The sequence below is a fragment of the Flavobacterium shii genome (assembly GCF_025847235.1).
Lineage (GTDB): Bacteria > Bacteroidota > Bacteroidia > Flavobacteriales > Flavobacteriaceae > Flavobacterium > Flavobacterium shii.
The window spans coordinates 1-22,144 of the sequence record NZ_JAOZEW010000032.1 but is presented as its reverse complement, the minus strand read 5'-3'; the positions used below and the strand labels follow the sequence as shown (position 1 = coordinate 22,144).

Genomic DNA, 22,144 nt, shown 5'->3' with positions numbered 1-22,144 from the left:
TTCTAGTTTTTATGCTTAAAAAGAATTCATGTTTTGTATTATCGAAATTTATTGGATGAAATGTACTTTAAGTTAATGGATAAGAATAAAAAAGAATAATTTAAAAAATGTCAAAATGGCTTGGACAAAAAAAGCAAATTCGGCGATGTTCAAAGGGGCGAATTGGAATACTTTAATAAAAAAAGTTTCGAATTGTACGCCTGAACTAGCAAAACGTATTGCGATTAAAGACCCTAAAATTAGTTTCTTTTTCTTTTGCAGAGAAGCTATGATTCTTGAGAATTTAGGAGATAAAGGAATCTTCCGCGCTGGTGATGCAGTGTTTTTTAGTGGAGAACCTTGGTATGGAAGTGCACCACAATGTGATTCGTATGAAAAAACAGGAATGTCTGTGGCTTATGTAAATGTAGAAAATATACAAACACCTGGTTGTTATACTATGGCAGATGGAAGTGCTGCTGTAGATGTTGTCTGTATTTTTGCAGCAAATATTAATAATATGCCTTTTCCAGCAGGTTCATTTCAATTGGCACCAAATACAAAAGTACCAAATGGGTATCCTTATGTAGTAGGTAGTCAGGGATATGTTAATCTTACAGCTGCTACTATCCAAAAATTACAAAATAAGGGAATAACAGTATTGTTAACTTTATTGAATAATCACGACTATTCTGGTTGGTCTGAGTTTCCGGATGCTGCAACGGCAACAAATTTTGCCCAGCAATTAAAAGAGGTAGTAAACAGACTAGGTTTGGATGGAATCGATATTGATGATGAATATAGTAAGAGTACAGATCCTAATCCATCTTCATTGGTGATGGTTACTACAATAATGAAAGAACTTATGCCCGATATTATTATATCGAAAGCATTGTTTGATGATGCTCAGTATTTTACGCCAACTTATAAAAACAGAACTTTGGTAGATAATCTTACTTATGGTTGGGAAATGAGTTATGGTGTTCCTCCAGAGTACATACTTCCTACTTATTATGGTCTCGGAATGGCCAAAGATACATTAGTATGTGGATTTTCGTCAGGACATCCTTCAAGCTCACCTTCGAATGATGTTTCATGGTTAAAAGAAAATGGATATGAAGGAATTATGGTTTATGCTTTTCAAGATCAGCCTAATGTTGCGTTACTAGGAGACCTTGTTAATTATTGGAATGGCGATGGTAATTGGAATAAAATACCTAACTGTCCATAAGATCTTGTTATTTGTTGGTTAAAATAAATAAGATTATAAAAACAAAGCCCGGAATTTAAATTCCGGGCTTTTATTATTTCGTTTAGATTTCTAATTACAGGAGATTAATAATCACCTCTTTTTTTAAATCTGGGATCATCTCTTTTTATAAATTCAGTTCTTCTTTTGGGAGTTTCAACTTTAGGTAAACTAGCTTCTTCGGTTTTAATTGAAGGTTCAATTAGTTCGTTTAGTTCCTTAATCTCAGCATCTGTTAAATCACGATATCTTCCCACAGGAACATCAAGTGAGATATTAATAATACGAATACGTTTTAAGGCAGTAACCTCATAACCTAAATATTCACACATTCTTCGAATCTGACGGTTTAAACCTTGTGTAAGAATAATTTTGAAGATGTATTTGCTAATCTGCTCCACCTTACATTTTTTGGTCACAGTATCTAGAATCGGAACACCATTTCCCATTCGTTCTATAAAACGATCTGTTATTGGTTTGTTTACCGTTACAGTATATTCTTTTTCGTGATTGTTTCTGGCACGTAAAATTTTGTTTACGATATCACCATCATTAGTCATGAATATTAATCCTTCACTGGCTTTGTCCAATCTCCCAATTGGGAAAATACGTTTAGGATAATTAATGTAATCTACAATGTTGTTACGAACTTCCAGATTAGTAGTGCATTCTATCCCAACAGGTTTATTAAATGCCAAATAAACAGGTTTTTCGTTCTTTTCTACGATTAATTTCCCGTCTATGCGTATTTCATCATTTGGGGAAACTTTCGTTCCCATCTCAGGCACAATTCCATTTATGGTTACACGTCCTTCTTCAATTAGTTTATCAGCTTCACGTCGGGAACAATATCCTGTTTCTCCAATGAATTTGTTGAGGCGTTTTACATTTTCTTCCATAATGCAAAAGTAGTCAAAAAATAGACATCTTGGGATTTAGACCTTTTAGACTTCTTAGATTGTTAGATTTCTTAGATTATTGGGTTTTAATAATAACTAAAAAAGCAGCGTGCTTTTTTAGTTCAGAACCTCAGTCCCGAAGCTTCGGGATCAGAACCTCAGAACCTTTTATCCCTTTGAACCTCTTCTACAAAAGCAACACTATCCTTCGGAGTTTCTTTTCTTTCAAACATTCCGTAATCTCTTTTTACATCGGCAATTCTTAAATGATAGTCTTTAAAAATTTCTTCTCGCCCTTTGGATTGTGCGCCACGGTGCATTTCTAGATTTCTCCATTGCTGGATGCTCTCTTCGTCTTTCCAGAAAGATAGAGACAAAAGTTTCCCAGGGTCATTTAAACTTTGGAAACGTTCTATAGATATAAAACCGGAAATTTTATCCAGCTCAGGACGTAGGCTGGCTGCTATATCAAGATATTCTTGTCTTTTTTCTTCGTTCGGAATTACTTCAAAAATTACTGCTATCATATTTTTTATTTAAATTATTATAAAAGTGAAATCCAGATGTTCTTTGGTAATCTGGCATTTATCATGGGTTCGTATTGAGTATTGTTTTCAAGAATTTTAACTCTTGGATAGTTTTCTAATAAATACCATAAGGCTTCAGTTGCCTGATGAATTGAAAAATGTTTAGCAAGACACATGTGACCACCAGTTCCAAAAGTTAAATTTTCATTATTGTTATTTCTTTCGATATCAAATTTCATTGGGTTATTGAATTTTTCAGGATCCCGATTTGCAGCAGCAAGAACTAATAATATGGGATCATTTTTCTTAATTACAATTTCACGCAATCTAATATCGCTTATAGCAACCCTTCTTGTGTTATGAATTGGCGGATCAAATCGTAGCGTTTCGATAACCGATTTCTGTATCTGGATTTTATTTGCATTTTTTTTAGCAATTATATTCTCAGGAGCAAGAAGCTGTAATAGCGAATTACTCAGGATTCCTCTTCCGGCATCATAACTTTGGATAAACAATCCAATTAAATTACTTATAAATATTGTTTTAGCCTCGTTTAATGAAATTTTATATGATTCGCAGACTTTATTTAGCAAAGGCAAATAGAAAGGTAGTGAAGTCAAATGATCTTCGATTATTAAATAGATGTCTTCTGTGATTTTATTTATAGATTGAACTTGTTCAGTAGTTTTATTCGGTAGCATTATTTTTACAAGAAGCTCTATTTTTTCTAAAAAGAAATCACAATCATTTTGTTTAAAGCCAAAGCTTTTTAAAATAACGAGAACAGGAAGTTTTTTGCAAAGAGAATTAACCCAATCTATTTTATTTTCGACTAATCCGTTGTTTATTAATTCTGCTATGATTTGGTTGTTATCAATTGATTTCATGTTAGAGAATAGTAACATGGCAATTTCTTTAGTTATCTCATGTTGAATCCCATTTGATAGTCGCAATAAATGATTAATAATTTTTAAAGAATATTCGTTAAGTTTTTGCTCATTATCTCGATTGATAATTGGGATATGTACATTGGTACTGTTTAGAATTTCGGTACAATATTCATGAGAGTAAATCGCCCAGATTTTATTTGTTTCATCCCAATATATAGCATGCTCATCAAGCATTGTTTTGTATATAGAATAAGGGTTTTTAATATCCGATTGTAAAAATAAAGAGGATGGCATAGGTTATAATTTTTAACAAAGTTATTTAACTTTACATGCAGATACTTCATTCTGTCTTTAACTATAATTGCATAAAATGGAAGAACAATTTATAAAAATTGCTACATTAATAGGTGATCCTACCCGGGCATCAATAATGTGGGCATTGCTTGATGGGAGAGCGTTTACTGCTACAGAGTTGGCAATTGTAGCCAATACTTCACCACAAAATATAAGTATGCATTTGGGGAAACTATTAGATGCCAGTTTGCTATCTGTAGAAAAACAAGGACGTCATAAATATTATCGATTTTCTAATAAAGAGATTGCTTACGCTATCGAAGGAATGGCAAATCTTATCTCACCAACTACAGTTTCTAAGAAAAAAAGCACCGAAAAGCTTTCGCCAGTAAAACACTGTAGAACCTGTTACGATCATTTAGCAGGGAAAATCGGAGTAGCTTTGACCAATAGTATGCTGGAGCAAAATATTATTGTAGATGTTGATAATGATTTTGAAATAAGTCAGGAAGGTGTAAAGTGGTTTTCCGATTTTGGAATCGATGTAGATGAGGTTAAGAAAAAAAGGAGGTTGTTCTTAAAACCTTGTCTCGATTGGAGCGAAAGAAAAAATCATATGGCAGGTTCACTCGCAGCTTCATTATTAGATAAAATGTTAGCGGATGATTGGTTGAGGAGAACGACAAATTCCAGAGCGATAATTATTACAGGAAAAGGAGAAAAAGAATTGCACAAGCAATTTAAAATAGTTGTTTAGCTATTTTAGATTGTTAGACCTTTTAGACTTCTTAGATTTTTAGTGAATTTTTTAAAAAAAAAGCAGAATGCTTTTTTTAGAACCTTAGAACCTTAGAACCTTAGAACCTTAGAACCTTAGAACCTTAGAACCTTAGAACCTTAGAACCTTAGAACCTTAGAACAATCAAACTTCTGAAAACAAAAAATCAACTACTTTTTGATATAGTTCATCGTTGTGCATTCCGTGTCCTAAGCCATTTGTAGCTATGAACTGGCTATTTTTCCAAGTGCTGGCTATTTTTTCTCCTTCTTCAAAAGCAACTACTGTATCATCGATATCATGGGCAATCAATCCTTTTATAGTAAAATTAGAGGCGAATTTTTTACCCGAAAAATCTTCAAGTTTAAAGTTGAAACGATTAATGAAACGATTCTCCAAAAGAGGAATCATTTTATCGTTCAGACTTAACATAGAAATATAATTATTGATGAGTGTTTGCAAATCCGATGGAGCTCCTAAAATTACCATTTTCTTAATACTTGTTCCTGGATATAAGTGCTGGTGATATACACAAGCAGCACCACCAATAGAGTGACCAATTATAATTGTAGGGTGGTATTTTTCTACCGCTTTATTAATGAATTCTGCATAAAGAGGTACGTTGAATTCTTTACCGCTACTTTGTCCATGTGCAGGAGCATCGATAGCTATAATTGTACTTCCGGATTTTTGTAAGTGAGGTAGTGTTTTTTGCCAGCGTGCAGCATTACTTTCCCAGCCATGAACGAGTAATATTTTGGTTTCATTTCCTTCCCAGGTGTAGGTTTGAAATTCATGCTCGTTATGATGAAAGATTTCTGTTCTCGTATTTTTTAATACTTGGGGTAAGCTTTCTTTGGTTAGTCTGCCTTCTCTGGGTTGGCTAAAAAGAGCGTACGAAAGTTGGGCCGCTTTCTCTGGATTAACATAACTTAAAAAGTTAATATATTGCCCTACGGATTTTAATGTTATGAAACGGATACCTTCTTTAAATCCCAAAATTATAATTTTAATATAAAAAAAGCCCCGAATTTCGAGGCTTTATTATTATTTAGAATTTCGAAAATAATTGATCCATTTTTTCTTTTTCTTCTTCAGCTAGTGCACTGTCAACCAGGATTCTTCCAGAATGCTCATCAGTGATGATTTTTTTTCTAGATGCAATCTCTACTTGTGTTTGTGGTGGAATAGTAAAGAAAGAACCTGCAGATGCTCCTCTTTCAATAGATACTACTGCCAAACCGTTACGAACGCTTGTTCTGATTCTTTTGTAAGCCGCTAATAAACGATCTTCAATTAATCCTTCATATTCAGCTGATTTTTCAGATAAGAAGATTTCTTCTTTTTGAGTCTCAGACATAATCGCATCCAATTCAGATTTTTTATGTTTTAGATGTGAACTCTTAGATTCAAGTCTTTCTTTTAAACCAGTGATAACTTCTTTTTTATGATCAATAGAAACTTTCATTTCTTTGATTTGCTTTTCAGCCAATTGGATTTCTAATTCCTGAAATTCAACTTCTTTTGTCAAAGAGTTGAATTCTCTATTGTTACGAACTGATTCCTGTTGTTTTGTATACTTTTTGATGGCTTCTTTATGATCATCAATAGCATTTTTTCTAGTCTTGATTTGCTCTTCAACTATTTCAAGTTCGCTTTTCAATTTCTCTGAACGTGTGCCTAAACCCGCAACTTCATCTTCTAAATCTTCCACCTCTAATGGAAGTTCTCCTCTTACGTTTCTGATTTCGTCAATTCTAGAGTCAATTAACTGTAAATCGTAAATTGCTCTTAACTTGTCCTCAACACTTAATTCTTTCGTATTCGCCATATTCTATAAGTACTTAACTGGATTTGTATTTTCTTCTGATAAAATGATTGCAAAATTAAGGATTTTTTTCCGAAGATAATCAACAATATAATTTTTTGTATAACGTTCGCTTTCAAAATGTCCAATATCGGCTAATAGTAATCGATTTTCGGCTTCATAAAACTGATGGTATTTTAAATCGGCTGTCAAAAAAGCATCGGCACCAGCCTGAATTGCATTTTTTATCGCAAAACTTCCAGATCCTCCAAGAACGGCAACTTTATGGATTTTTTTTCCTGTAAATGCAGAATGTCTGATACCATCTGCAAGCATTTTTTCTTTTACAAAAGGTAAAAAATCAACCTCATTCATTGGAGTTTCAAATTCTCCAATCATACCCAGACCTATGTTTTGGTGCACATTTTGTAAATCGTAAATTTCATAAGCGACTTCTTCATAGATATGAGTAGCAAAAAGAGCTTTTAAAATCCGTGATTGTAAGTGTTTTTCAAAAACAACTTCAATCTTTATTTCATTTCCGGTATGTAATTTTCCTTTTTCTCCAATAACAGGATTGCTGTTTTCATTTCCTTGAAAAGTAAAAAAACCTTCGGTATTAAAACTACAATTGTCATAATTACCAATAGTTCCTGCTCCGGCTTCAAACATTGCATTCCGAACTTTGTCAGAATTATCAGGAGTAGTATAGGTGACTAGTTTTTGAATGTAACTTTGTTTTGGAATTAAAACCTTGGTGTTTGTTAAGCCTAAAGCATCGCAAAATATTTTATTTACACCTTGTGAATGATTGTCCAATGCAGTGTGAACGGCATAGATGGCAATGTCATTTTTTATGGCTTTAAGAATAGCACGTTCTACATAATTCTTACCCGTTATTTTTTTTATTCCAGAAAATAGAATTGGATGAAAGCAAACAACCAGATTACAATTTTTAGCAATAGCTTCATCAATTACATTTTCAAGCGCATCGTGGCAAACCAAAACTCCTGTAACTTCTGTAGCTGAATCACCAACTAAAAGCCCGACATTGTCAAAATCTTCGGCGTAAGCCAAAGGAGCCATTTCTTCGAGGACTGCTAATATTTCTTTGATTTTCATTTTTTATTTTTTTGATTCAGGTTTCATGTTTTATAAAGTAGCAGGAAACCTGAAACAAATTAACGAATAATAATTATATCTGGTAATACTTATTCATATCTAATGATAATACTAATTCGTACTAAATAATTACGAATGTTGTATCTTTGTTTATTCAAAATTTATAGTCATGACTACAATAACAATAAAAATTAACGAACGCACTAAAGCGGGGAAAGCTTTTATCGCTATGTCTGAATCCTTTTTTAAAGATGTCGAAGGAATCGAAATTATTGAAACAGATTCAAAAAAAATTAAAAAAACAGAAAGTATATATAGTCCTGAGTTTATTGCTAAAATTAAAAAAGCAGAAGCAAATATTAAAAAAGGAAAAACTACAAGATTAAATCCTGATGATATATGGGGAAGTATTTTGTAGAATTTGACGACATTGCTCGTAAAGATTTCAAAAATCACTATAAATCAGGAAATAAAGCAACTATAAAAAAGATCGAAAAAATACTTTTAGAGTTAACTGAAGACCCTTTTTCAGGTGAAGGAAACCCTGAAGAATTGAAGTATAATCTTAAAGGATATTGGTCTAGACGTATTAATCAAAAGGATCGTATGATTTATCGGGTAGAAAATGAAATTGTAACTGTTATTATAGTTTCAGCCATGGGACATTATTCTGATAAATAAATTATGAATTTACTTCGAAAATTACTCTTCCCATTTGCCATTTTATATGGAATCATTACTAGTATTCGGAATTTTCTTTTTGATAAAGGAGTTTTAAAATCCACCTCATTTGATATTCCAGTTATTGCAGTTGGGAATCTTAGTGTGGGAGGAACTGGCAAAACGCCACAAATAGAATATTTAATCCGATTGTTATCAGATAAATATCAGGTTGCAACACTTAGTCGTGGATACAAACGACAATCAGAAGGTTTTGTGCTTGCTGATGAAACTTCTAATGCTGTTATATTAGGAGATGAACCTTTTCAGTTTTTTCAAAAGTTTAAAAATATTCAAGTTGCGGTAGATGCTAACCGAACAAACGGAATTCAGAAATTACTTTCTCAACCTAAAAAGCCTCAGATTATTTTGCTTGATGATGCATTTCAGCACCGAAAAGTAAAAGCTGGATTTTATATTTTGCTTACTTCGTATGGAGATTTATATGCTGATGATTGGATGTTGCCAACTGGAAATTTACGTGAGAGCAGGAGTGGAGCAAAAAGAGCCAATATTGTTATTGTAACCAAATGCTCTTCTGATCTTAAGGAATCAGATCAGCAAAATATTCGTAGAAAGCTCAAACTAGAACCATCACAAGAATTATACTTTACTTATATAGATTATGATGATTGCATTTATTCTCAAACAGGGAAATTAGCAATCGAAGAAATTAAAAAGGAACGAAAATTACTTTTGGCTGGAATTGCAAAGCCAACACCATTTTTTGAGTTTTTAAAATCTAACGATGATGAATGTCTTACATTCCCTGATCATCATCACTTTACAGAAACGGATATTACAACGATTGCGAATAAAGCAAAAAAACATAAAATTATTACAACCGAAAAGGATTATGTTCGCTTAAAAGGCACTAATATTGCGCCGCAATTATTTTATTTGCCTATAAAAAGCACTTTTATTAATTATCAAAACAATTTTGATACAACAATTTTAAATTATGTGGGAAAAAGTACAGGAAACAGTTAGTTATATAAAATCAAAAACACAGTTCACGCCAGAATATGGAGTGATTTTAGGTTCAGGTTTAGGAGGTTTCACAAATGATATCGAAATAGAGTACACATTACCTTATAACGAAATTCCTAATTTTCCGGTATCTACAGTTCAAGGTCATAAAGGAGCTTTGGTTTTTGGAACTATTGGAGATAAAAAAGTGGTTGCGATGCAAGGTCGTTTTCATTTTTATGAAGGATATACAATGGAAGAAGTTACTTTTCCGGTTCGTGTTATGAAGTTTTTAGGAGTTACTAAATTAATGGTTTCTAATGCTTCGGGAGGAGTAAATGCGGCTTACAAAGTAGGTTCGATTGTTATCATTAAAGATCACATCAATTTTGCACCGCAACATCCTTTGCATGGTAAAAATGATGAGCGTTTTGGTCCTCGATTTGTAAACATGAGCGAACCATATTCTAGAAAAATGATCATTAAAACCAAAGAAATTGCATCTAGATTAAATATCGAAATTCATGATGGAATTTATTTTGGATTACAAGGGCCAACTTTTGAAACTTTGGCGGAATATAAAATGGTAAAAATTCTTGGGGCAGATTGTGTAGGAATGTCTACCGTGCCCGAAGTTATCGTAGCACGTCATATGGATGTAGAGACTTTTGGAATCTCTGTAATTACCGATATGGGTAATGAAGAAAGTATAGATACAATCTCGCATGACGAAGTATTGGAAGCGGCAAAAATGGCCGAACCTAAAGTGAGAGCACTGATAAAAAACTTGATTTTAGAATATTAATTTGCATTGAGACATCGTGCAATGATACTGTAGAATTCATCAGGAACAAAGGGTTTTGTTATTACGTCATTCATTCCGAAAGACAGTAACATTTCCCTGTTCTCATCTAGTGAAATTGCAGTCAAGGCAATAATAGGGGTTATTTTATCAAATTCGCGAATGTATTTAGTGGCAGTAGTTCCATTTATTCCAGGTAAATGGACATCCATTAAAATCATGTCGAAACGTTTGGTTTTTAACAACTCAATGGCATCTTCTCCATTGTCGATTATCTCACATATTACGCCTTTATTTTCAAGCATTTTTCGAGTAATCATTTGATTAATTTTATTGTCTTCAATCAATAGAATATTCTTGTTCTTTAATTCGTAGTCGTTGTACAATTTGGTTTCTTGTTTAATAGCTAATGGTTCGTTATTTATTTTAAATTTCAATTTAAATGTAAAAGTTGATCCTTTGTCAACTTCACTTTTAAGATTAATTTCGCCACCTAGCATTTCGGTTAGTTTCTTTACAATAGTAAGTCCAAGGCCAGTTCCTCCATATTTTCGATTAATTTCTATTGAGCCTTGCGAGAAACTCTCGAAAACAGTTTGTAATTTGTCTTCTGGTATTCCTATTCCAGTATCAACTACCTCAAAATAAATAGTTGCTTGTTCTTCCTTTAATGAATGTAATTTAACGATTACTTTTACACGCCCGTTTTTAGTAAATTTTAATGCATTATCAATTAAATTCATAATGATTTGCGATAACTTAGTAGGATCTCCTATTAAATTATCCGGGATGCTTTTGTCAATGTCAAGATAAAAGTAGTTCTTGTTCGCCGTAGCTAATTCTTTTAATGAATTTTGAATATTTATTAATAATTCTTTAAGATTGAAACTAATGTATTCTGTTTCAAGTTTGTTAGAGTCGATCTTGTTGATTTCTAGAATTTGGTTAATAAATGTAGTTAAGTAATTTCCTGAGAATTTCAGAGATTCCAAATATTTCTGTTGCGATTTTTTAGGGCTATCTTCTATCAGTAGATGCGTGATTCCATTAATAGCATTTAATGGAGTTCGTAATTCATGGCTCACAGTTGATAAAAATTCAGATCTTGCTTGAGATGCTTTTTCGACTTTGTTTTTGGCTATAATAAGTTCATTGTTCTTTTCTTCTAAAATAATATTATTTTGACTTCGAATAATGTTGTTTTTATATAAAGATAAACTTAAAAGTGATAAAATGGAAATTAAAGCTATAGCAAGGATACTTATTAGTTTGGAATATTTATATGTTTTTTTGTCTTCAAGATCCTTTTTCTCTTTTTGAATTGCATCGTTTAGAAGTTCAGTGTTTTTGAGTTTTTTTAATTCATCAAAATTTAGTTTAGAGTTTTTTAATTTTAGGATATAATTTTTTAATTGATAATGTTCATCGAGATAAGTGTAAGCTCTGTCGTAATCTTGGTTCTTTTTGTAAAACTGACTAATAGCTAGTAATATAGTTGCTTTTTGATTAAGATCATTGCTTTTTGTAGTTAGTCCTAATGCTTTGTCTAAAAAGAATATCGCAGAATCATTTTTTTGCAAGAGGTTTTGTATAAGCCCTAATTGATAATAAGCATCAGTTTTGGTTCTTAAGATAGATTTGTTATCTGGTTTTGCAATTATTTCTTTGAATGTTGAAATAGCCAAATCATAGTTTTGATTTGCTTTTAATGCTATTCCTTTTTGGAGATTTAATGTTTGGGTGGAATCAACTATTTTTAGTTGTTTAAAAATAGACTCCGATTTATCAAAGTAGTGCTTTGCAACTTTATGATTCCCTTTTTCGGTGTTTGTTATCCCGATATAATGTAGAGTGAGTGCTTTGGTAAGTGTGGAAGGAATATTCTTTAACAAGTTTATACTTTTGAAGAAGTATCTTAAAGCAACATCATATTTTTTCTGATTGTAATAAATTTTGCCAAGCTTGAATGTTTGATTTGCTTGACTTTCGGTTTTGTGATTTGCTTGACAAAAATTAATTGACTTTTGTGTAAAAAGAAGGGCTTGATTGTATTTATTGGCTTTAAGACTGGAATTAGTCAGTTGATTATAATAGGCAACACTATCTGCATTCCGGTTGGATTGGGAGTACAAAAACGAACTAAAAAAACTAATTAGAATAAAAAGATATCTCATAGATGTAATACTTTTTATAATTAGTTTATTTCTTTCTTGTTAGCAAAATTAAATCGATTAATCGAGATGAATAACCAATTTCATTGTCATACCAGCCTACAACTTTAACCATTTTGTCAATTACAGATGTAAGTTGTGAATCAAATAAACAAGAATTTTGATTGCCAATGATATCAACAGATACAATAGGATCTTCTGTATAATCTAAAATCCCTTTTAAACTGGTTTTAGCAGCATTTTCAAATGCTTCGTTGATTTCTGCAATAGTCACGGCACGTTTTACATTGAATGTAATATCGGTTAATGAACCATCAGGAACTGGAACGCGAATACCGCAACCGCCAATTTTATTTTGCAATTTTGGGAAGATTTTCGTCAATGCCTTCGCTGCTCCTGTTGTTGTAGGAACAATAGACTGGCTTGCACCTCTGGCTCTGCGTAGGTCTTTATGAGGTTGATCATGTAGACTCTGATCTGTTGTATATGAGTGTATTGTCGTGATGTAGGCTTGCTCAATACCACAAAGCTCATCGATTATTTTTATCATCGGAGCAGCATTGTTTGTAGTGCAACTCGCGTTTGAAATAATTGTTTCGGTTCCGTCCAATATCCCTTCGTTTACACCTAAAACAACTGTTTTTATAGAGTCTACTTCCGAAGGTGCAGATAGAATCACTTTTTTGGCTCCAGCCAAAATATGCGCATTTATCTCTTCATACGTTTTGTATTTTCCAGTAGCTTCTATTACGTAATCAATATCACTATTTTTCCAGTTTAAGTTTGAAATGTTCTTTTCATGAAAGAATAGATAATGTTTCCCATCCACGATTATTCCATCATCATCACTACTTACTTTATATGGTAATACACCGTGAATACTATCGTATTTAATTAGGTGAGCCATAGTTTTAGTATCGGCAATATCGTTTATAGCAATAACTTCAATTTCGGGATGGTTTAAAAGTAAGCGAAATAAATTTCGACCAATTCTTCCAAAACCATTAATAGCAATTCGTACTTTTTTATTCATTAAAATAATATATTCAACATTTAAAACTAAAGTATGTGTTTTTGTGCTTTATAGGAAGAACGCACCAACGGACCGCTTTCGACATGGCGAAAGCCTAATTCTAATCCGAATTTTTCATATTTAGCGAATTGATCAGGAGTGATAAATTCTTTTACAGGTAGATGTTTTTTACTAGGTTGTAAGTATTGACCAATTGTTACTACATCTACGTTTGCATTGCGTAAGTCGGTCATAGTCTGAAACACTTCTTCTTCGGTTTCACCAAGACCAAGCATGATTCCAGACTTAGTTCTGTTGATTCCTTTTTCTTTTAGGTAGCGTAATACTTCAAGACTACGATCGTATTTGGCTTGAATACGTACTTCACGTGTTAATCGGCGAACAGTTTCTACGTTATGAGAAACAACTTCGGGATTAGCTTCAACAATTCTGTCAATATTTCTTTCGATTCCTTGAAAATCAGGAATCAATGTCTCCAATGTTGTGTTTGGATTCATACGACGAATTGCTTTGACTGTTTCAATCCAAATAATTGAACCACCATCTTTTAAATCATCTCTATCAACACTTGTAATAACAGCGTGTTTAATATTCATGATTTTTATAGAACGTGCTACTTTTTCCGGTTCATCCCAGTCTACAGTTTCTGGCCTTCCGGTTTTTACACCACAAAAACCACAAGAACGTGTACAAACATTCCCTAAAATCATAAACGTTGCCGTTCCTTCTCCCCAGCATTCTCCCATATTTGGGCAGCTTCCAGAAGTACAGATTGTATTTAAACTATATTTATCGACTAAACCACGTAGTTCGGTATATTTTTGTCCAATCGGGAGTTTTACCTTTAACCATTTTGGTTTTCCAACAGGTAAATTATTATCTATAAGGCTTTCCATATTCAATTTTCAAAGTACAAAGATAAGCAATGTTGTTTATTTGTTTATTTGTTTGTAGTTTAATTTGTAAAGTGATAATGAAAAGACGTTCACGCTTTTTTTTTTGAATAATTATTTAATTAAGAGAAATGAATATTTTTTTGATTAAAATTGCAAGAAATAGCTCTGAATTGCAAAAAAGTTTGGTGTTTTTTTCTTCAAAATTAATTGAATTAGAACAGGTGAGTATTTTAAAGATGTAGTATATTTGCTACAGTTAATCTAATAATTAAAATAATGAAAAGAAATTCGATAGCGTTAGTTGTTTTACTTGCAACTTTTGGTTTTACACAAGCCAATGCACAGATAAATTTAGGAGAGAAAGCTTTAGGAGCAGTTCAAAAAGGAGTTGCCGGATTCACTTTTAGTGATGCAGATGCTGCGGCTTTATCCAAAGAAGCAGTTGCAGAAATGGATACCAAAAATCAAGTTGCACCTGCAACAGATGGTTATGCAATTAGATTAAACAGATTGTTTGGGAAACATACTGCAGGCGACGGATATACTTTAAATTATAAAGTGTATATGTTAAAAGAGGTAAATGCATTTGCAACTGCCGATGGAAGTGTACGTGTGTATTCTGGTTTAATGGATATTATGGATGATAACGAATTACTTGCAGTTATTGGACATGAAATAGGACACGTTGCGAATCATGATTCAAGAGATGCAATGAAGGCAGCTTATAAAAAAGAAGCTTTAATTGATGCAGCGGCTTCACAATCCGGGAAAATTGCTACGCTTACCGATACACAATTGGTAAAAATTGGGAATGCTATGATTGATAGCAAACACAGTAGAAAACAAGAATCTGAAGCTGATTTGTTTTCTTATGATTTCTTGAAAAAGAATGGTTATAATATTAATGCTGAGGAATCTGCATTTAGAATTCTTGCAAAAATGAGTGAAGGTACCGAAGCGTCTTTCTTAGATAAAATGATGAGTTCTCATCCTGATTCTAAACAAAGAGCTGATGATGCTAAAAAAAGAGCCGAAAAGGATGGATTGTATAAACCATATGTTCAGCAAAAAATAGTTAATACTGTGCCTGTAGTAACTCCAGTAAAAAAAGTTACGCCAGCTAAGAAAACTACCAAGAAAAAATAAGAAAGATAATTTCTAATCATAAAAAAGCAGAACCTCGGTTCTGCTTTTCTTTTATTTTAAGACATGATGAGCAAGAACTCTTTGAACTTCATATACATTTACTGATTTGTTGAATTGTTTTACGATACTTGGATTCTGTTCGCTGGAAACCCAAATTTTTAATTCGGCATCCAGATCAAAAGTTCCGGCAGTTTCAACACTAAATCGTGTGATGCTTTTATAAGAAATCGATTTGTATTCGGTTTTGCTACCTGTTAATCCTTGCTTGTCAACCAGGATTAATCTTTTGGTTGTGAAGATAAAAGTATCGCGTATAAGTTTAAAACCCAATTCGATTTCTTCATTGTCGGTTAAAAGCTGACCATAATTTTTAACCAATTCATCTTGACCTACAGTGCCCGCATTACCAAGTATTGCTGAAAATATTCCCATAATTTATTATTTGTTTTTGATGATTCTAAAAGTGAATTTCAGCAGTAAAGATAGCGTATTTTATAAAAAAACTACTTTGGATAAGTAGCTAATAATTACTTTTTAAGAAACAAAAAAGCATAAAAAAAGCAGAACCTGAATTCTGCTTTTAGTTTTATAGTTATTCTGCTTTAATCGTGATTGGCAGATTATATGCTGTTCGAACTGGTTTTGAATCAATCATTCCCGGACTCCATTTGGTTTTTAAAGATTTTAAAACTCTAATGGCTTCTTTTCCTAGTCCATAACCAGGATCATTTTTTACAAGAATGTCGGTCATACTTCCATCTCTTTCGATTACAAATGATACATAAATACGAATCATTCTTTCGCTGTCTAGTTCTGGACGGTTAAAATTATTTCCCACATACGTGTAGAATTTGTTCATTCCTCCCGGAAATTCAGGTAGCTTATCAAGAGCGCTGGTACCAACGATGCCAGGTTCAGGATTTGCAGTCTTTGTAATTTCGGTTCCAGTGCCTTCATTTCCTAAAGCATTTGTTAATGTTCCGGTACTTTCGCCAGTTGTAGTTTTTACTGCTACAATGTTCTCTGTTGCTTTTGCGATTTCTTGCGTGGCTTGGCTTGCTTCTACAATAGTAGGATTTACAAGTTGGCTTTTTTCAATAACATTTTGTATTGGTTGTGATTTTACAGCAGGCATTTTTGCCGATTCTTCAATCACGTGCGGAACATCACTTAGCCGTACAATTGTTGGTAAACTATCGGGAATAATGGGTAAGATTTCGACCTTGTTCAGATTGGTAATAAACATTGAAGCACACACAATAGTCGTAGTGAAAAATAATCCCATGAAAAGTGCTTTAATAGCGTTTTTTGAACTTTCATGTCGTAATTGATACGCGCCATACTCTTTGTTTCTGTTTTCGAATACAAGGTCAATCCATTTGTTTTCGTAGATGCTTGATGTTAACATAATTCACGGGTTTAAAGGTTAAGTAGTGGTTAAATCATAAGCAAAAAATATTTTACCTGATAACGTTAATAAAAGAACTTTAGTATGCGGAATTTTTGTTTATTTAAGAATAAAGGTAGCGATATTTTATTCTTTACCGAAAGATAGTAAATTATCTTTTGTTTTTAATCACTTCTGCTAATAATTTTTTAGCGCGAAGTAATTTTACTTTTACATTGCTTAATGGCTCATTTATTTTGAGTGCAATTTCCTGATAACTCATTTCCTGAAAATAGCGTAACTGAATTACTTCCTGATAATGCGGCTTTAATTCTTTGATGCAATGTAGTAATCTGGAGAGATTTTGTTCGGTAATCAGTTCGTCCTCTACCGACGGAGTAGTGTCGGCAATATTGTAAGCTTGTTGGTTTTCCTGATCGGTAATTTCTATAAAAAGATTAGTTTTCTTTTTACGCAATAAATCAATATGTACATTCTTTGCAATGGCAATCAACCAAGTGTTGAATTGAAATTCGGCGTTGTATGTTTTTATTTTATCAAAAGCCTTAGAGAAGGTTTCGATAGTAATGTCTTCGGCAATGGTTTCATTTTCAGTGCGCTTTAACATAAAACTATAAACCTCATTCCAATAATGATCCAACAAAAAAGTGAAGGCGATTTGGTCTCCACTTTTTGCCTTCTCTATTTTAGAATTTATTTCCAATGTACAGGTTTTGAAAAGATATTAGTTATAAAGATATTAATTTGGGTGAATATAAGCGCAATTTCTACGATAGGAAACCAAACTTTTAAATCATTTTCTTTTAATTTCCCTGCAGAGAAGCCTATAACAAGCCATATAGCAATGTATCGAGCTACGACTAAGCTTAAAACTATAATCCATTGAAATTGGAATGAAAGTAGAATAATTGCCAGTATAAAGAATAACAATTGAGAGCTGTAAAAAACGCCTAATTGAATCTTATCAAAAACTTTATAATAATTAGCAGTAGCTACATGTCTTCTTTTTTGAATAAACCAGTCTCTGTATTTTTCTTTAGGCTTAGAGTAAGTAAAGCTTTCAGGAGAATAGGCTATTGTCGTATTATTGCTATTGGCTGCCTGATTAATAAATAAATCATCGTCGCCGGAACGTACCTGAATATGTTCGATAAATCCATTTACATTAAAAAACTCTTCTTTTTTATAGGCTAAGTTACGACCAACTCCCATGTATGGATGACCTGCTTTTGCCCATGAAAAGTATTGAATTGCTGTAAGTAAAGTTTCAAAGCGAATAATTTTATTCAAGAATGATTTCTCTATTCTTTCATAAGCACCATATCCTAAAACGATTGTTTTGTTCATCGTAAATTGCGAACTCATAGCTGTGATCCAATTTTTTGAAGTTGGAAAACAATCGGCATCGGTAAATAATAGGTAGTCTTTCTTGGCTGCTTTTATTCCTAGTGTTAAAGCGTATTTCTTATTACCCCAAAAAGCTTCGTTGTTTTTTACTTTTACCAAACGGATAAGGTTTGGGTATTGGCTTTCGAAGAGTTCAAAAATGTCTAGAGTTTCGTCGCTTGAAGCATCATCAATTAAAACAATTTCGAAATCCGGATAATCCTGTTCTACTAATAGCGGAATATACTTAACTACATTTTCAGCTTCGTTTTTTGCACAGACAATAACTGAAATTGGAATTCTTTTGGGAGTGATATTCTGTGTTTTAGCAAATGAAAACTTGCTAAATACACCCAGATAATAAGAAAGTTGTACAACAACGATAGCAATAAAAAAGTATAAAATAATTGTAAGCATCTGATTTTAATGTCTTTTAATTTTGAATCTTGCGAGCGCAAAGGTAATTATGAATTCCCGATTTCCAACGTTTAAAATGCAATTACTTTCGGCATTTTGACATTTCTTTTGCAACGGCAATAGACTGAGGGTTTTCTGTTTTTTCTAAGGCTGTGATTATGTTTTTATAGTTCACATCATCTCTGTTTTGAGACATTTTTTTAGTAGCCTGAATTTCATCTATTTCAATTTCGAAAGCGATTATTCCGTGTGCTTGTCGCATCGTTTTTGTAGATAGATCTTCTACGCGAACCGGGTTCTCTGAGTTGGCTTCATATTTGTCAACTAATTTTTTTAGAGATTCGATTGCAGCTTCGTGATCCACGATTTTTATTCGACCATATACATGTACGGCAGTATAATTCCATGTAGGTACATTTTCATGATCATACCATGAAGGCGAAATATAGGTATGTGCTCCGGTGAAAACAGCCAAAACCTGATCATTTTGAATAAAACCTTCGCCTTGTGGATTTAGTTTAGAAATATGTCCACATAATACTTCTTTGCCATCAGCTCTGGTTTCGATTTCTATAGGAATATGGGTTGCCCATAATTTACTATGAGTTTGATTGATTAATATTCCGAAGCTGTTTTCTTTAAGAAAAGCTCTTATTGCTTCCGGATCTTCATCTTTGTGTATTTCTGGTGTGTACATTTTATATTAAGTTTTTTCCAAAACAAATAGCTTTTGTATTATTTACATATTTGCCATAGTTAGGAATGATTTTATAATTTGATTTTTGATAGAATTGGGTTGCTTCCTGATTTTGAATCCGTGTTTCTAAAATTAATTCTTCGTAACCAATTTCTTTGGCTCTTGTTTCAAGGAAAGATAAAATGGTTTGCCCGATTCGTTTTCGTGGATATTTAGAATACATTCGTTTTACTTCTCCCATGGTTTCCGAAATCGGTCGAATTGCACCACAACCTACGATTTCGTTATCGATTTGGGCTATGACAAACACAAATTTTGAATTATAATTCTGCCAATCCTGAAAAGAATTCTTTCCATCACTTCCAAAACGAATATAAAGATTTTCTGATAATTTCTCTGTAATTGGAAGAGCTTTTTTATCGTCTGGATTTACTGTTTGTATTGAAATAGTTTGTGTCATCTTGCTCGAAGAAAAATGTTTTTTTAGATATTTGTCACATCGAGCGGAGTCGAGATGTTGTAATGTTATAAAGGGCTTCGACTCCGCTCAGTCTGACAACACTATATAATTTGAAAATTAGTGTTTTATATCACATTTACTTCGGCTTCGATATGTATTCCGAATTTTTCAAATACTGTTTTTTGGATGTTTTTTGAGATTGCCAGGATTTCTTGTCCTGTTGCGTTTCCGTAATTAACCAGAACCAAAGCTTGGTTTTTATGAATTCCGGCATCGCCAAAACGTTTTCCTTTAAAACCGGCTTGCTCAATAAGCCAACCCGCAGGAACTTTTACTTCTGTTTCGGAAACATCATAATATTTCATTTCCGGAAATTTCTGATGGATTTTTTCGAAATCAGATTTTAACAGAATTGGGTTTTTAAAGAAACTACCACTATTTCCTAGTTCTTTAGGATCAGGTAATTTACTTTGTCTTATTGCAATTACTGCATTACTTACATCTTTTAAATTCGGATTTGTAATGTTGTTTTTGGCTAATTCGGCAGTAATATCTCCGTACGAAATATTGATTTTATGATTGCGCTTCGTTAGTTTATAAGTTACAGATGTAATGATGTATTGATCTTTTACTTCGTTTTTAAAAATACTTTCTCGATATCCAAAATTGCATTCGGCATGAGTAAATGTTTTTATTTCCTGAGTTTCGATGTTTATAGCATCGCATGAAACAAAAGTGTCTTTTATTTCGGTTCCGTAAGCTCCAATATTTTGTACTGGAGTAGTTCCAACATTACCGGGGATAAGCGACATGTTTTCTAATCCTCCAAAATCTTGCTCAATTGTCCAAAGTACAAATTCATGCCAGGTTTCTCCGGCTTGACTTTCTACCCAAACAAAATCATCATCTTCATCGATTATTCTTTTTCCTTTTAAATCAATATGAATTACCAGGGCATCAATGTCTTTAGTTAAAAGCATGTTGCTTCCGCCTCCTAAAATGAATTTTTCCTGGTTTTTGTTTTCTTTTAGAACCTTTTTCAATTCATCAATTGTATGTACAGCAATAAATTGTTTTGCTTTGGCTTCAATGCCAAATGTGTTGTGATTTTTTAAAGAAAATTGAGATAGAATTTCCATAAATGAGAAACTTTTTTGTAGAATTAATCGAGAGTTCAAAAGTAAGGATTATAATCTATTTTGTGTTGAGTTTCTATAAAATATCAGATGATTAAATACATTAAGAAATAAATTACTACTATAATATCTTGTAAAAGCTTTAGATAGTTTTTTGTGAAACTTTATTTTAAAGCAGCAATAAAAAGTTGCATTTCTTTCATAGTGCCAATTGTAATTCTTGTCCACTTTCCGTTTTCTTCGTAGATTTTTGTTCCTGATATGTTATGATCTTCTAATTGCTTGAAATAATCTTTTCTATAATTGTCTAATGAGAAATAAATAAAATTTGAATAGGACGGAATACAAGTTAAATTTAATTGAGTAAGCTGATCAATAGTGTATTTTTTTACTTCCTGATTTGAAGAATAAGCCTGTTGAGTAAATTTTTCGTCATTTAAAGATGCTATGGCGGCAGAAGCTGAAACAACGCTAACGGACATATTTGTAGATGATTTTAAATTACTTAGTTGCTCAATAGTATCAGGATGTGCAATTGCATAACCGATGCGAGCACCAGCTAATCCATAAAGTTTTGAAAAAGTTTTCGTTATTATCAAATTTTTGTTTTCAATAACGAGGTTGCTTAATGATTGTTCTGTGGTAAAGTTGATATATGCCTCGTCTACAAAAACAACTGTTTTTTGGGTTGCTTCGTTTATAAATGATACTAATTTTTCTCTGTCGCAAATTGTCCCTGTTGGATTGTTAGGATTACAGATATAGATCATTTTTGTATCTGAATTAATAGCTTTTAACATCGCAGTTAAATCGTGTTTTTTGTCCTTAGTCAATGGAATAGTGACTTTTTTTAAGCCTAATTTGCCGGAAGGAGCTGTCCAGTAATCGTATGTGGTTTCGGCTATTATAAAATTACCTTTATTTAAAGCTGCGTGTTGAAGGACTAAGTCTAAAATTTCAGTTGAACCGGCACCTAATAAAATATTGTTGTCTAAAACGTTATTCTTTTTTGCAATAAGAGAAATTAATTCCGACCAAAGATTCCAGCCATATCGATTACTGCTGTTTATGCTTTTTGTCATTGCAGCACGAGCAAGCGGAGAAGGACCATAAGGATTTTCATTTGACCTTAATAATATAGGAGAATTATCTAAATTGGGTAAAATATAATCTGATGGAGTATTTGCAAAGCTTTCAAATTGGCAAAAGCCTAATCCTATTGTACCTAATCCTATTTGTTTCAGCCAGTTTCTTCTATTGTTCATCTCTATTTCAGAATTAAATTAAACTATTCAGTGAAACGGTATGACGTTGGGATTCCAGAAATGTTACGCGTTGAATAAAATAAGATTTTTTAC

General features: G+C 32.6%; 24 protein-coding genes. 7 read left to right on the top strand and 17 right to left on the bottom strand.

Annotated elements, in window-relative coordinates; genetic code table 11:
* Positions 1–115 precede the first annotated feature (115 nt).
* Positions 116–1,210 carry a glycosyl hydrolase family 18 protein gene (locus OIU83_RS21880; RefSeq protein WP_264208400.1) on the top strand — a complete coding sequence of 365 codons (1,095 nt, stop codon included), beginning with the start codon at positions 116–118 and terminating at the stop codon, positions 1,208–1,210.
* 104 nt (positions 1,211–1,314) lie between these two features.
* Here the strand turns inward: OIU83_RS21880 and rluF are convergent, their stop codons facing one another.
* From rluF to OIU83_RS21865, 3 genes are all read right to left on the bottom strand, one after another.
* On the bottom strand, positions 1,315–2,127 hold the full coding sequence (gene rluF, locus OIU83_RS21875) for a 23S rRNA pseudouridine(2604) synthase RluF (RefSeq protein ID WP_264208399.1): 813 nt from the start codon (positions 2,125–2,127) through the stop codon (positions 1,315–1,317).
* Positions 2,128–2,285: 158 nt separating this feature from the next.
* Positions 2,286–2,654, bottom strand: a complete 369-nt coding sequence (locus OIU83_RS21870) for an antibiotic biosynthesis monooxygenase family protein (RefSeq protein ID WP_264208398.1) — start codon at positions 2,652–2,654, stop codon at positions 2,286–2,288.
* 17 nt (positions 2,655–2,671) lie between these two features.
* Positions 2,672–3,838 (bottom strand): cytochrome P450, encoded by a 1,167-nt coding sequence (locus OIU83_RS21865; protein ID WP_264208397.1) that lies wholly within the window; start codon positions 3,836–3,838, stop codon positions 2,672–2,674.
* Between the two features lie 76 nt (positions 3,839–3,914).
* Between OIU83_RS21865 and OIU83_RS21860 the strand changes: the two genes are divergently transcribed.
* The gene (locus tag OIU83_RS21860; protein ID WP_264208396.1) at positions 3,915–4,595 is read left to right on the top strand and encodes an ArsR/SmtB family transcription factor; all 681 of its coding nucleotides are present in this window, start codon (positions 3,915–3,917) and stop codon (positions 4,593–4,595) included.
* A gap of 165 nt (positions 4,596–4,760) precedes the next feature.
* On the opposite strand, the gene OIU83_RS21855 is transcribed toward OIU83_RS21860, so the two are convergent.
* The 3 genes from OIU83_RS21855 to OIU83_RS21845 are packed head-to-tail and all read right to left on the bottom strand — an operon-like array spanning position 4,761 to position 7,545.
* On the bottom strand, positions 4,761–5,615 hold the full coding sequence (locus OIU83_RS21855) for an alpha/beta fold hydrolase (RefSeq protein ID WP_264208395.1): 855 nt from the start codon (positions 5,613–5,615) through the stop codon (positions 4,761–4,763).
* 52 nt (positions 5,616–5,667) lie between these two features.
* The gene (locus OIU83_RS21850) at positions 5,668–6,447 is read right to left on the bottom strand and encodes a zinc ribbon domain-containing protein (RefSeq protein ID WP_264208394.1); all 780 of its coding nucleotides are present in this window, start codon (positions 6,445–6,447) and stop codon (positions 5,668–5,670) included.
* 3 nt (positions 6,448–6,450) lie between these two features.
* Positions 6,451–7,545, bottom strand: coding sequence for a Nif3-like dinuclear metal center hexameric protein (locus OIU83_RS21845; RefSeq protein ID WP_264208393.1), 1,095 nt, complete (start codon positions 7,543–7,545; stop codon positions 6,451–6,453).
* A 169-nt stretch (positions 7,546–7,714) separates the two neighbouring features.
* Between OIU83_RS21845 and OIU83_RS21840 the strand changes: the two genes are divergently transcribed.
* From OIU83_RS21840 to OIU83_RS21825, 4 genes are read left to right on the top strand one after another with little or no spacing between them, the layout of a single operon-like run.
* Positions 7,715–7,963 (top strand): DUF2683 family protein, encoded by a 249-nt coding sequence (locus tag OIU83_RS21840; protein ID WP_264208392.1) that lies wholly within the window; start codon positions 7,715–7,717, stop codon positions 7,961–7,963.
* Positions 7,945–8,226 carry a Txe/YoeB family addiction module toxin gene (locus OIU83_RS21835; RefSeq protein WP_264208391.1) on the top strand — a complete coding sequence of 94 codons (282 nt, stop codon included), beginning with the start codon at positions 7,945–7,947 and terminating at the stop codon, positions 8,224–8,226. The genes OIU83_RS21840 and OIU83_RS21835 overlap by 19 nt, the downstream gene beginning before the upstream one ends.
* A 3-nt stretch (positions 8,227–8,229) precedes the next feature.
* On the top strand, positions 8,230–9,255 hold the full coding sequence (lpxK, locus tag OIU83_RS21830; RefSeq protein WP_264208390.1) for a tetraacyldisaccharide 4'-kinase: 1,026 nt from the start codon (positions 8,230–8,232) through the stop codon (positions 9,253–9,255).
* Positions 9,227–10,039, top strand: coding sequence for a purine-nucleoside phosphorylase (locus tag OIU83_RS21825; RefSeq protein WP_264208389.1), 813 nt, complete (start codon positions 9,227–9,229; stop codon positions 10,037–10,039). Before lpxK ends, OIU83_RS21825 begins: the two co-directional genes overlap by 29 nt.
* Here OIU83_RS21825 and OIU83_RS21820 read toward each other — a convergent pair.
* Genes OIU83_RS21820 through lipA form a run of 3 tightly spaced genes read right to left on the bottom strand, consistent with a single transcriptional unit; the run spans position 10,036 to position 14,136 of the window.
* Positions 10,036–12,210 (bottom strand): tetratricopeptide repeat-containing hybrid sensor histidine kinase/response regulator, encoded by a 2,175-nt coding sequence (locus OIU83_RS21820; RefSeq protein WP_264208388.1) that lies wholly within the window; start codon positions 12,208–12,210, stop codon positions 10,036–10,038. The two genes, OIU83_RS21825 and OIU83_RS21820, sit on opposite strands and share 4 nt — an antisense overlap.
* Before the next feature lie 25 nt (positions 12,211–12,235).
* On the bottom strand, positions 12,236–13,240 hold the full coding sequence (gene gap, locus OIU83_RS21815; RefSeq protein ID WP_264208387.1) for a type I glyceraldehyde-3-phosphate dehydrogenase: 1,005 nt from the start codon (positions 13,238–13,240) through the stop codon (positions 12,236–12,238).
* Between the two features lie 26 nt (positions 13,241–13,266).
* Positions 13,267–14,136 (bottom strand): lipoyl synthase, encoded by an 870-nt coding sequence (lipA, locus tag OIU83_RS21810; protein WP_264208386.1) that lies wholly within the window; start codon positions 14,134–14,136, stop codon positions 13,267–13,269.
* A gap of 276 nt (positions 14,137–14,412) precedes the next feature.
* Here lipA and OIU83_RS21805 point away from each other — a divergent pair, with 276 nt between their 5' ends.
* Positions 14,413–15,282: a M48 family metalloprotease gene (locus OIU83_RS21805; protein WP_264208385.1), complete on the top strand. Its 870-nt coding sequence runs from the start codon at positions 14,413–14,415 to the stop codon at positions 15,280–15,282.
* 51 nt (positions 15,283–15,333) lie between these two features.
* On the opposite strand, the gene OIU83_RS21800 is transcribed toward OIU83_RS21805, so the two are convergent.
* The 8 genes from OIU83_RS21800 to OIU83_RS21765 all read right to left on the bottom strand — a co-directional run bounded on the left by OIU83_RS21800 (position 15,334) and on the right by OIU83_RS21765 (position 22,051).
* Positions 15,334–15,714: a PH domain-containing protein gene (locus OIU83_RS21800; RefSeq protein ID WP_264208384.1), complete on the bottom strand. Its 381-nt coding sequence runs from the start codon at positions 15,712–15,714 to the stop codon at positions 15,334–15,336.
* Positions 15,715–15,874: 160 nt separating this feature from the next.
* Positions 15,875–16,690 carry an energy transducer TonB gene (locus OIU83_RS21795; RefSeq protein WP_264208383.1) on the bottom strand — a complete coding sequence of 272 codons (816 nt, stop codon included), beginning with the start codon at positions 16,688–16,690 and terminating at the stop codon, positions 15,875–15,877.
* A gap of 151 nt (positions 16,691–16,841) precedes the next feature.
* Positions 16,842–17,393 (bottom strand): RNA polymerase sigma factor, encoded by a 552-nt coding sequence (locus OIU83_RS21790; protein WP_264208382.1) that lies wholly within the window; start codon positions 17,391–17,393, stop codon positions 16,842–16,844.
* Positions 17,384–18,493, bottom strand: coding sequence for a glycosyltransferase (locus tag OIU83_RS21785; protein ID WP_264208381.1), 1,110 nt, complete (start codon positions 18,491–18,493; stop codon positions 17,384–17,386). Before OIU83_RS21785 ends, OIU83_RS21790 begins: the two co-directional genes overlap by 10 nt.
* 82 nt (positions 18,494–18,575) lie before the next feature.
* Complete coding sequence (locus OIU83_RS21780) at positions 18,576–19,190, bottom strand: FMN-binding negative transcriptional regulator (protein ID WP_264208380.1); 615 nt, start codon at positions 19,188–19,190, stop codon at positions 18,576–18,578.
* Position 19,191: 1 nt separating this feature from the next.
* Positions 19,192–19,650 (bottom strand): GNAT family N-acetyltransferase, encoded by a 459-nt coding sequence (locus OIU83_RS21775; RefSeq protein ID WP_264208379.1) that lies wholly within the window; start codon positions 19,648–19,650, stop codon positions 19,192–19,194.
* Positions 19,651–19,775: 125 nt separating this feature from the next.
* Positions 19,776–20,789, bottom strand: a complete 1,014-nt coding sequence (murB, locus tag OIU83_RS21770) for a UDP-N-acetylmuramate dehydrogenase (protein ID WP_264208378.1) — start codon at positions 20,787–20,789, stop codon at positions 19,776–19,778.
* A gap of 161 nt (positions 20,790–20,950) precedes the next feature.
* A complete protein-coding gene (locus OIU83_RS21765; protein ID WP_264208377.1) occupies positions 20,951–22,051 on the bottom strand; it encodes a pyridoxal phosphate-dependent aminotransferase in 1,101 nt (366 codons plus the stop codon).
* Positions 22,052–22,144: the final 93 nt, after the last annotated feature.

What these genes read in the sequence shown, in the direction of transcription:
- OIU83_RS21880 (WP_264208400.1), top strand. Translation starts at nt 116, where the DNA reads ATGGCTTGGACAAAAAAAGCAAATTCGGCGATGTTCAAAGGGGCGAAT.
- rluF (WP_264208399.1), bottom strand. Translation starts at nt 2,127, where the DNA reads ATGGAAGAAAATGTAAAACGCCTCAACAAATTCATTGGAGAAACAGGA.
- OIU83_RS21870 (WP_264208398.1), bottom strand. Translation starts at nt 2,654, where the DNA reads ATGATAGCAGTAATTTTTGAAGTAATTCCGAACGAAGAAAAAAGACAA.
- OIU83_RS21865 (WP_264208397.1), bottom strand. Translation starts at nt 3,838, where the DNA reads ATGCCATCCTCTTTATTTTTACAATCGGATATTAAAAACCCTTATTCT.
- OIU83_RS21860 (WP_264208396.1), top strand. Translation starts at nt 3,915, where the DNA reads ATGGAAGAACAATTTATAAAAATTGCTACATTAATAGGTGATCCTACC.
- OIU83_RS21850 (WP_264208394.1), bottom strand. Translation starts at nt 6,447, where the DNA reads ATGGCGAATACGAAAGAATTAAGTGTTGAGGACAAGTTAAGAGCAATT.
- OIU83_RS21845 (WP_264208393.1), bottom strand. Translation starts at nt 7,545, where the DNA reads ATGAAAATCAAAGAAATATTAGCAGTCCTCGAAGAAATGGCTCCTTTG.
- OIU83_RS21840 (WP_264208392.1), top strand. Translation starts at nt 7,715, where the DNA reads ATGACTACAATAACAATAAAAATTAACGAACGCACTAAAGCGGGGAAA.
- OIU83_RS21835 (WP_264208391.1), top strand. Translation starts at nt 7,945, where the DNA reads ATGGGGAAGTATTTTGTAGAATTTGACGACATTGCTCGTAAAGATTTC.
- lpxK (WP_264208390.1), top strand. Translation starts at nt 8,230, where the DNA reads ATGAATTTACTTCGAAAATTACTCTTCCCATTTGCCATTTTATATGGA.
- OIU83_RS21825 (WP_264208389.1), top strand. Translation starts at nt 9,227, where the DNA reads ATGTGGGAAAAAGTACAGGAAACAGTTAGTTATATAAAATCAAAAACA.
- OIU83_RS21820 (WP_264208388.1), bottom strand. Translation starts at nt 12,210, where the DNA reads ATGAGATATCTTTTTATTCTAATTAGTTTTTTTAGTTCGTTTTTGTAC.
- gap (WP_264208387.1), bottom strand. Translation starts at nt 13,240, where the DNA reads ATGAATAAAAAAGTACGAATTGCTATTAATGGTTTTGGAAGAATTGGT.
- lipA (WP_264208386.1), bottom strand. Translation starts at nt 14,136, where the DNA reads ATGGAAAGCCTTATAGATAATAATTTACCTGTTGGAAAACCAAAATGG.
- OIU83_RS21805 (WP_264208385.1), top strand. Translation starts at nt 14,413, where the DNA reads ATGAAAAGAAATTCGATAGCGTTAGTTGTTTTACTTGCAACTTTTGGT.
- OIU83_RS21800 (WP_264208384.1), bottom strand. Translation starts at nt 15,714, where the DNA reads ATGGGAATATTTTCAGCAATACTTGGTAATGCGGGCACTGTAGGTCAA.
- OIU83_RS21795 (WP_264208383.1), bottom strand. Translation starts at nt 16,690, where the DNA reads ATGTTAACATCAAGCATCTACGAAAACAAATGGATTGACCTTGTATTC.
- OIU83_RS21785 (WP_264208381.1), bottom strand. Translation starts at nt 18,493, where the DNA reads ATGCTTACAATTATTTTATACTTTTTTATTGCTATCGTTGTTGTACAA.
- OIU83_RS21780 (WP_264208380.1), bottom strand. Translation starts at nt 19,190, where the DNA reads ATGTACACACCAGAAATACACAAAGATGAAGATCCGGAAGCAATAAGA.
- OIU83_RS21775 (WP_264208379.1), bottom strand. Translation starts at nt 19,650, where the DNA reads ATGACACAAACTATTTCAATACAAACAGTAAATCCAGACGATAAAAAA.
- murB (WP_264208378.1), bottom strand. Translation starts at nt 20,789, where the DNA reads ATGGAAATTCTATCTCAATTTTCTTTAAAAAATCACAACACATTTGGC.
- OIU83_RS21765 (WP_264208377.1), bottom strand. Translation starts at nt 22,051, where the DNA reads ATGAACAATAGAAGAAACTGGCTGAAACAAATAGGATTAGGTACAATA.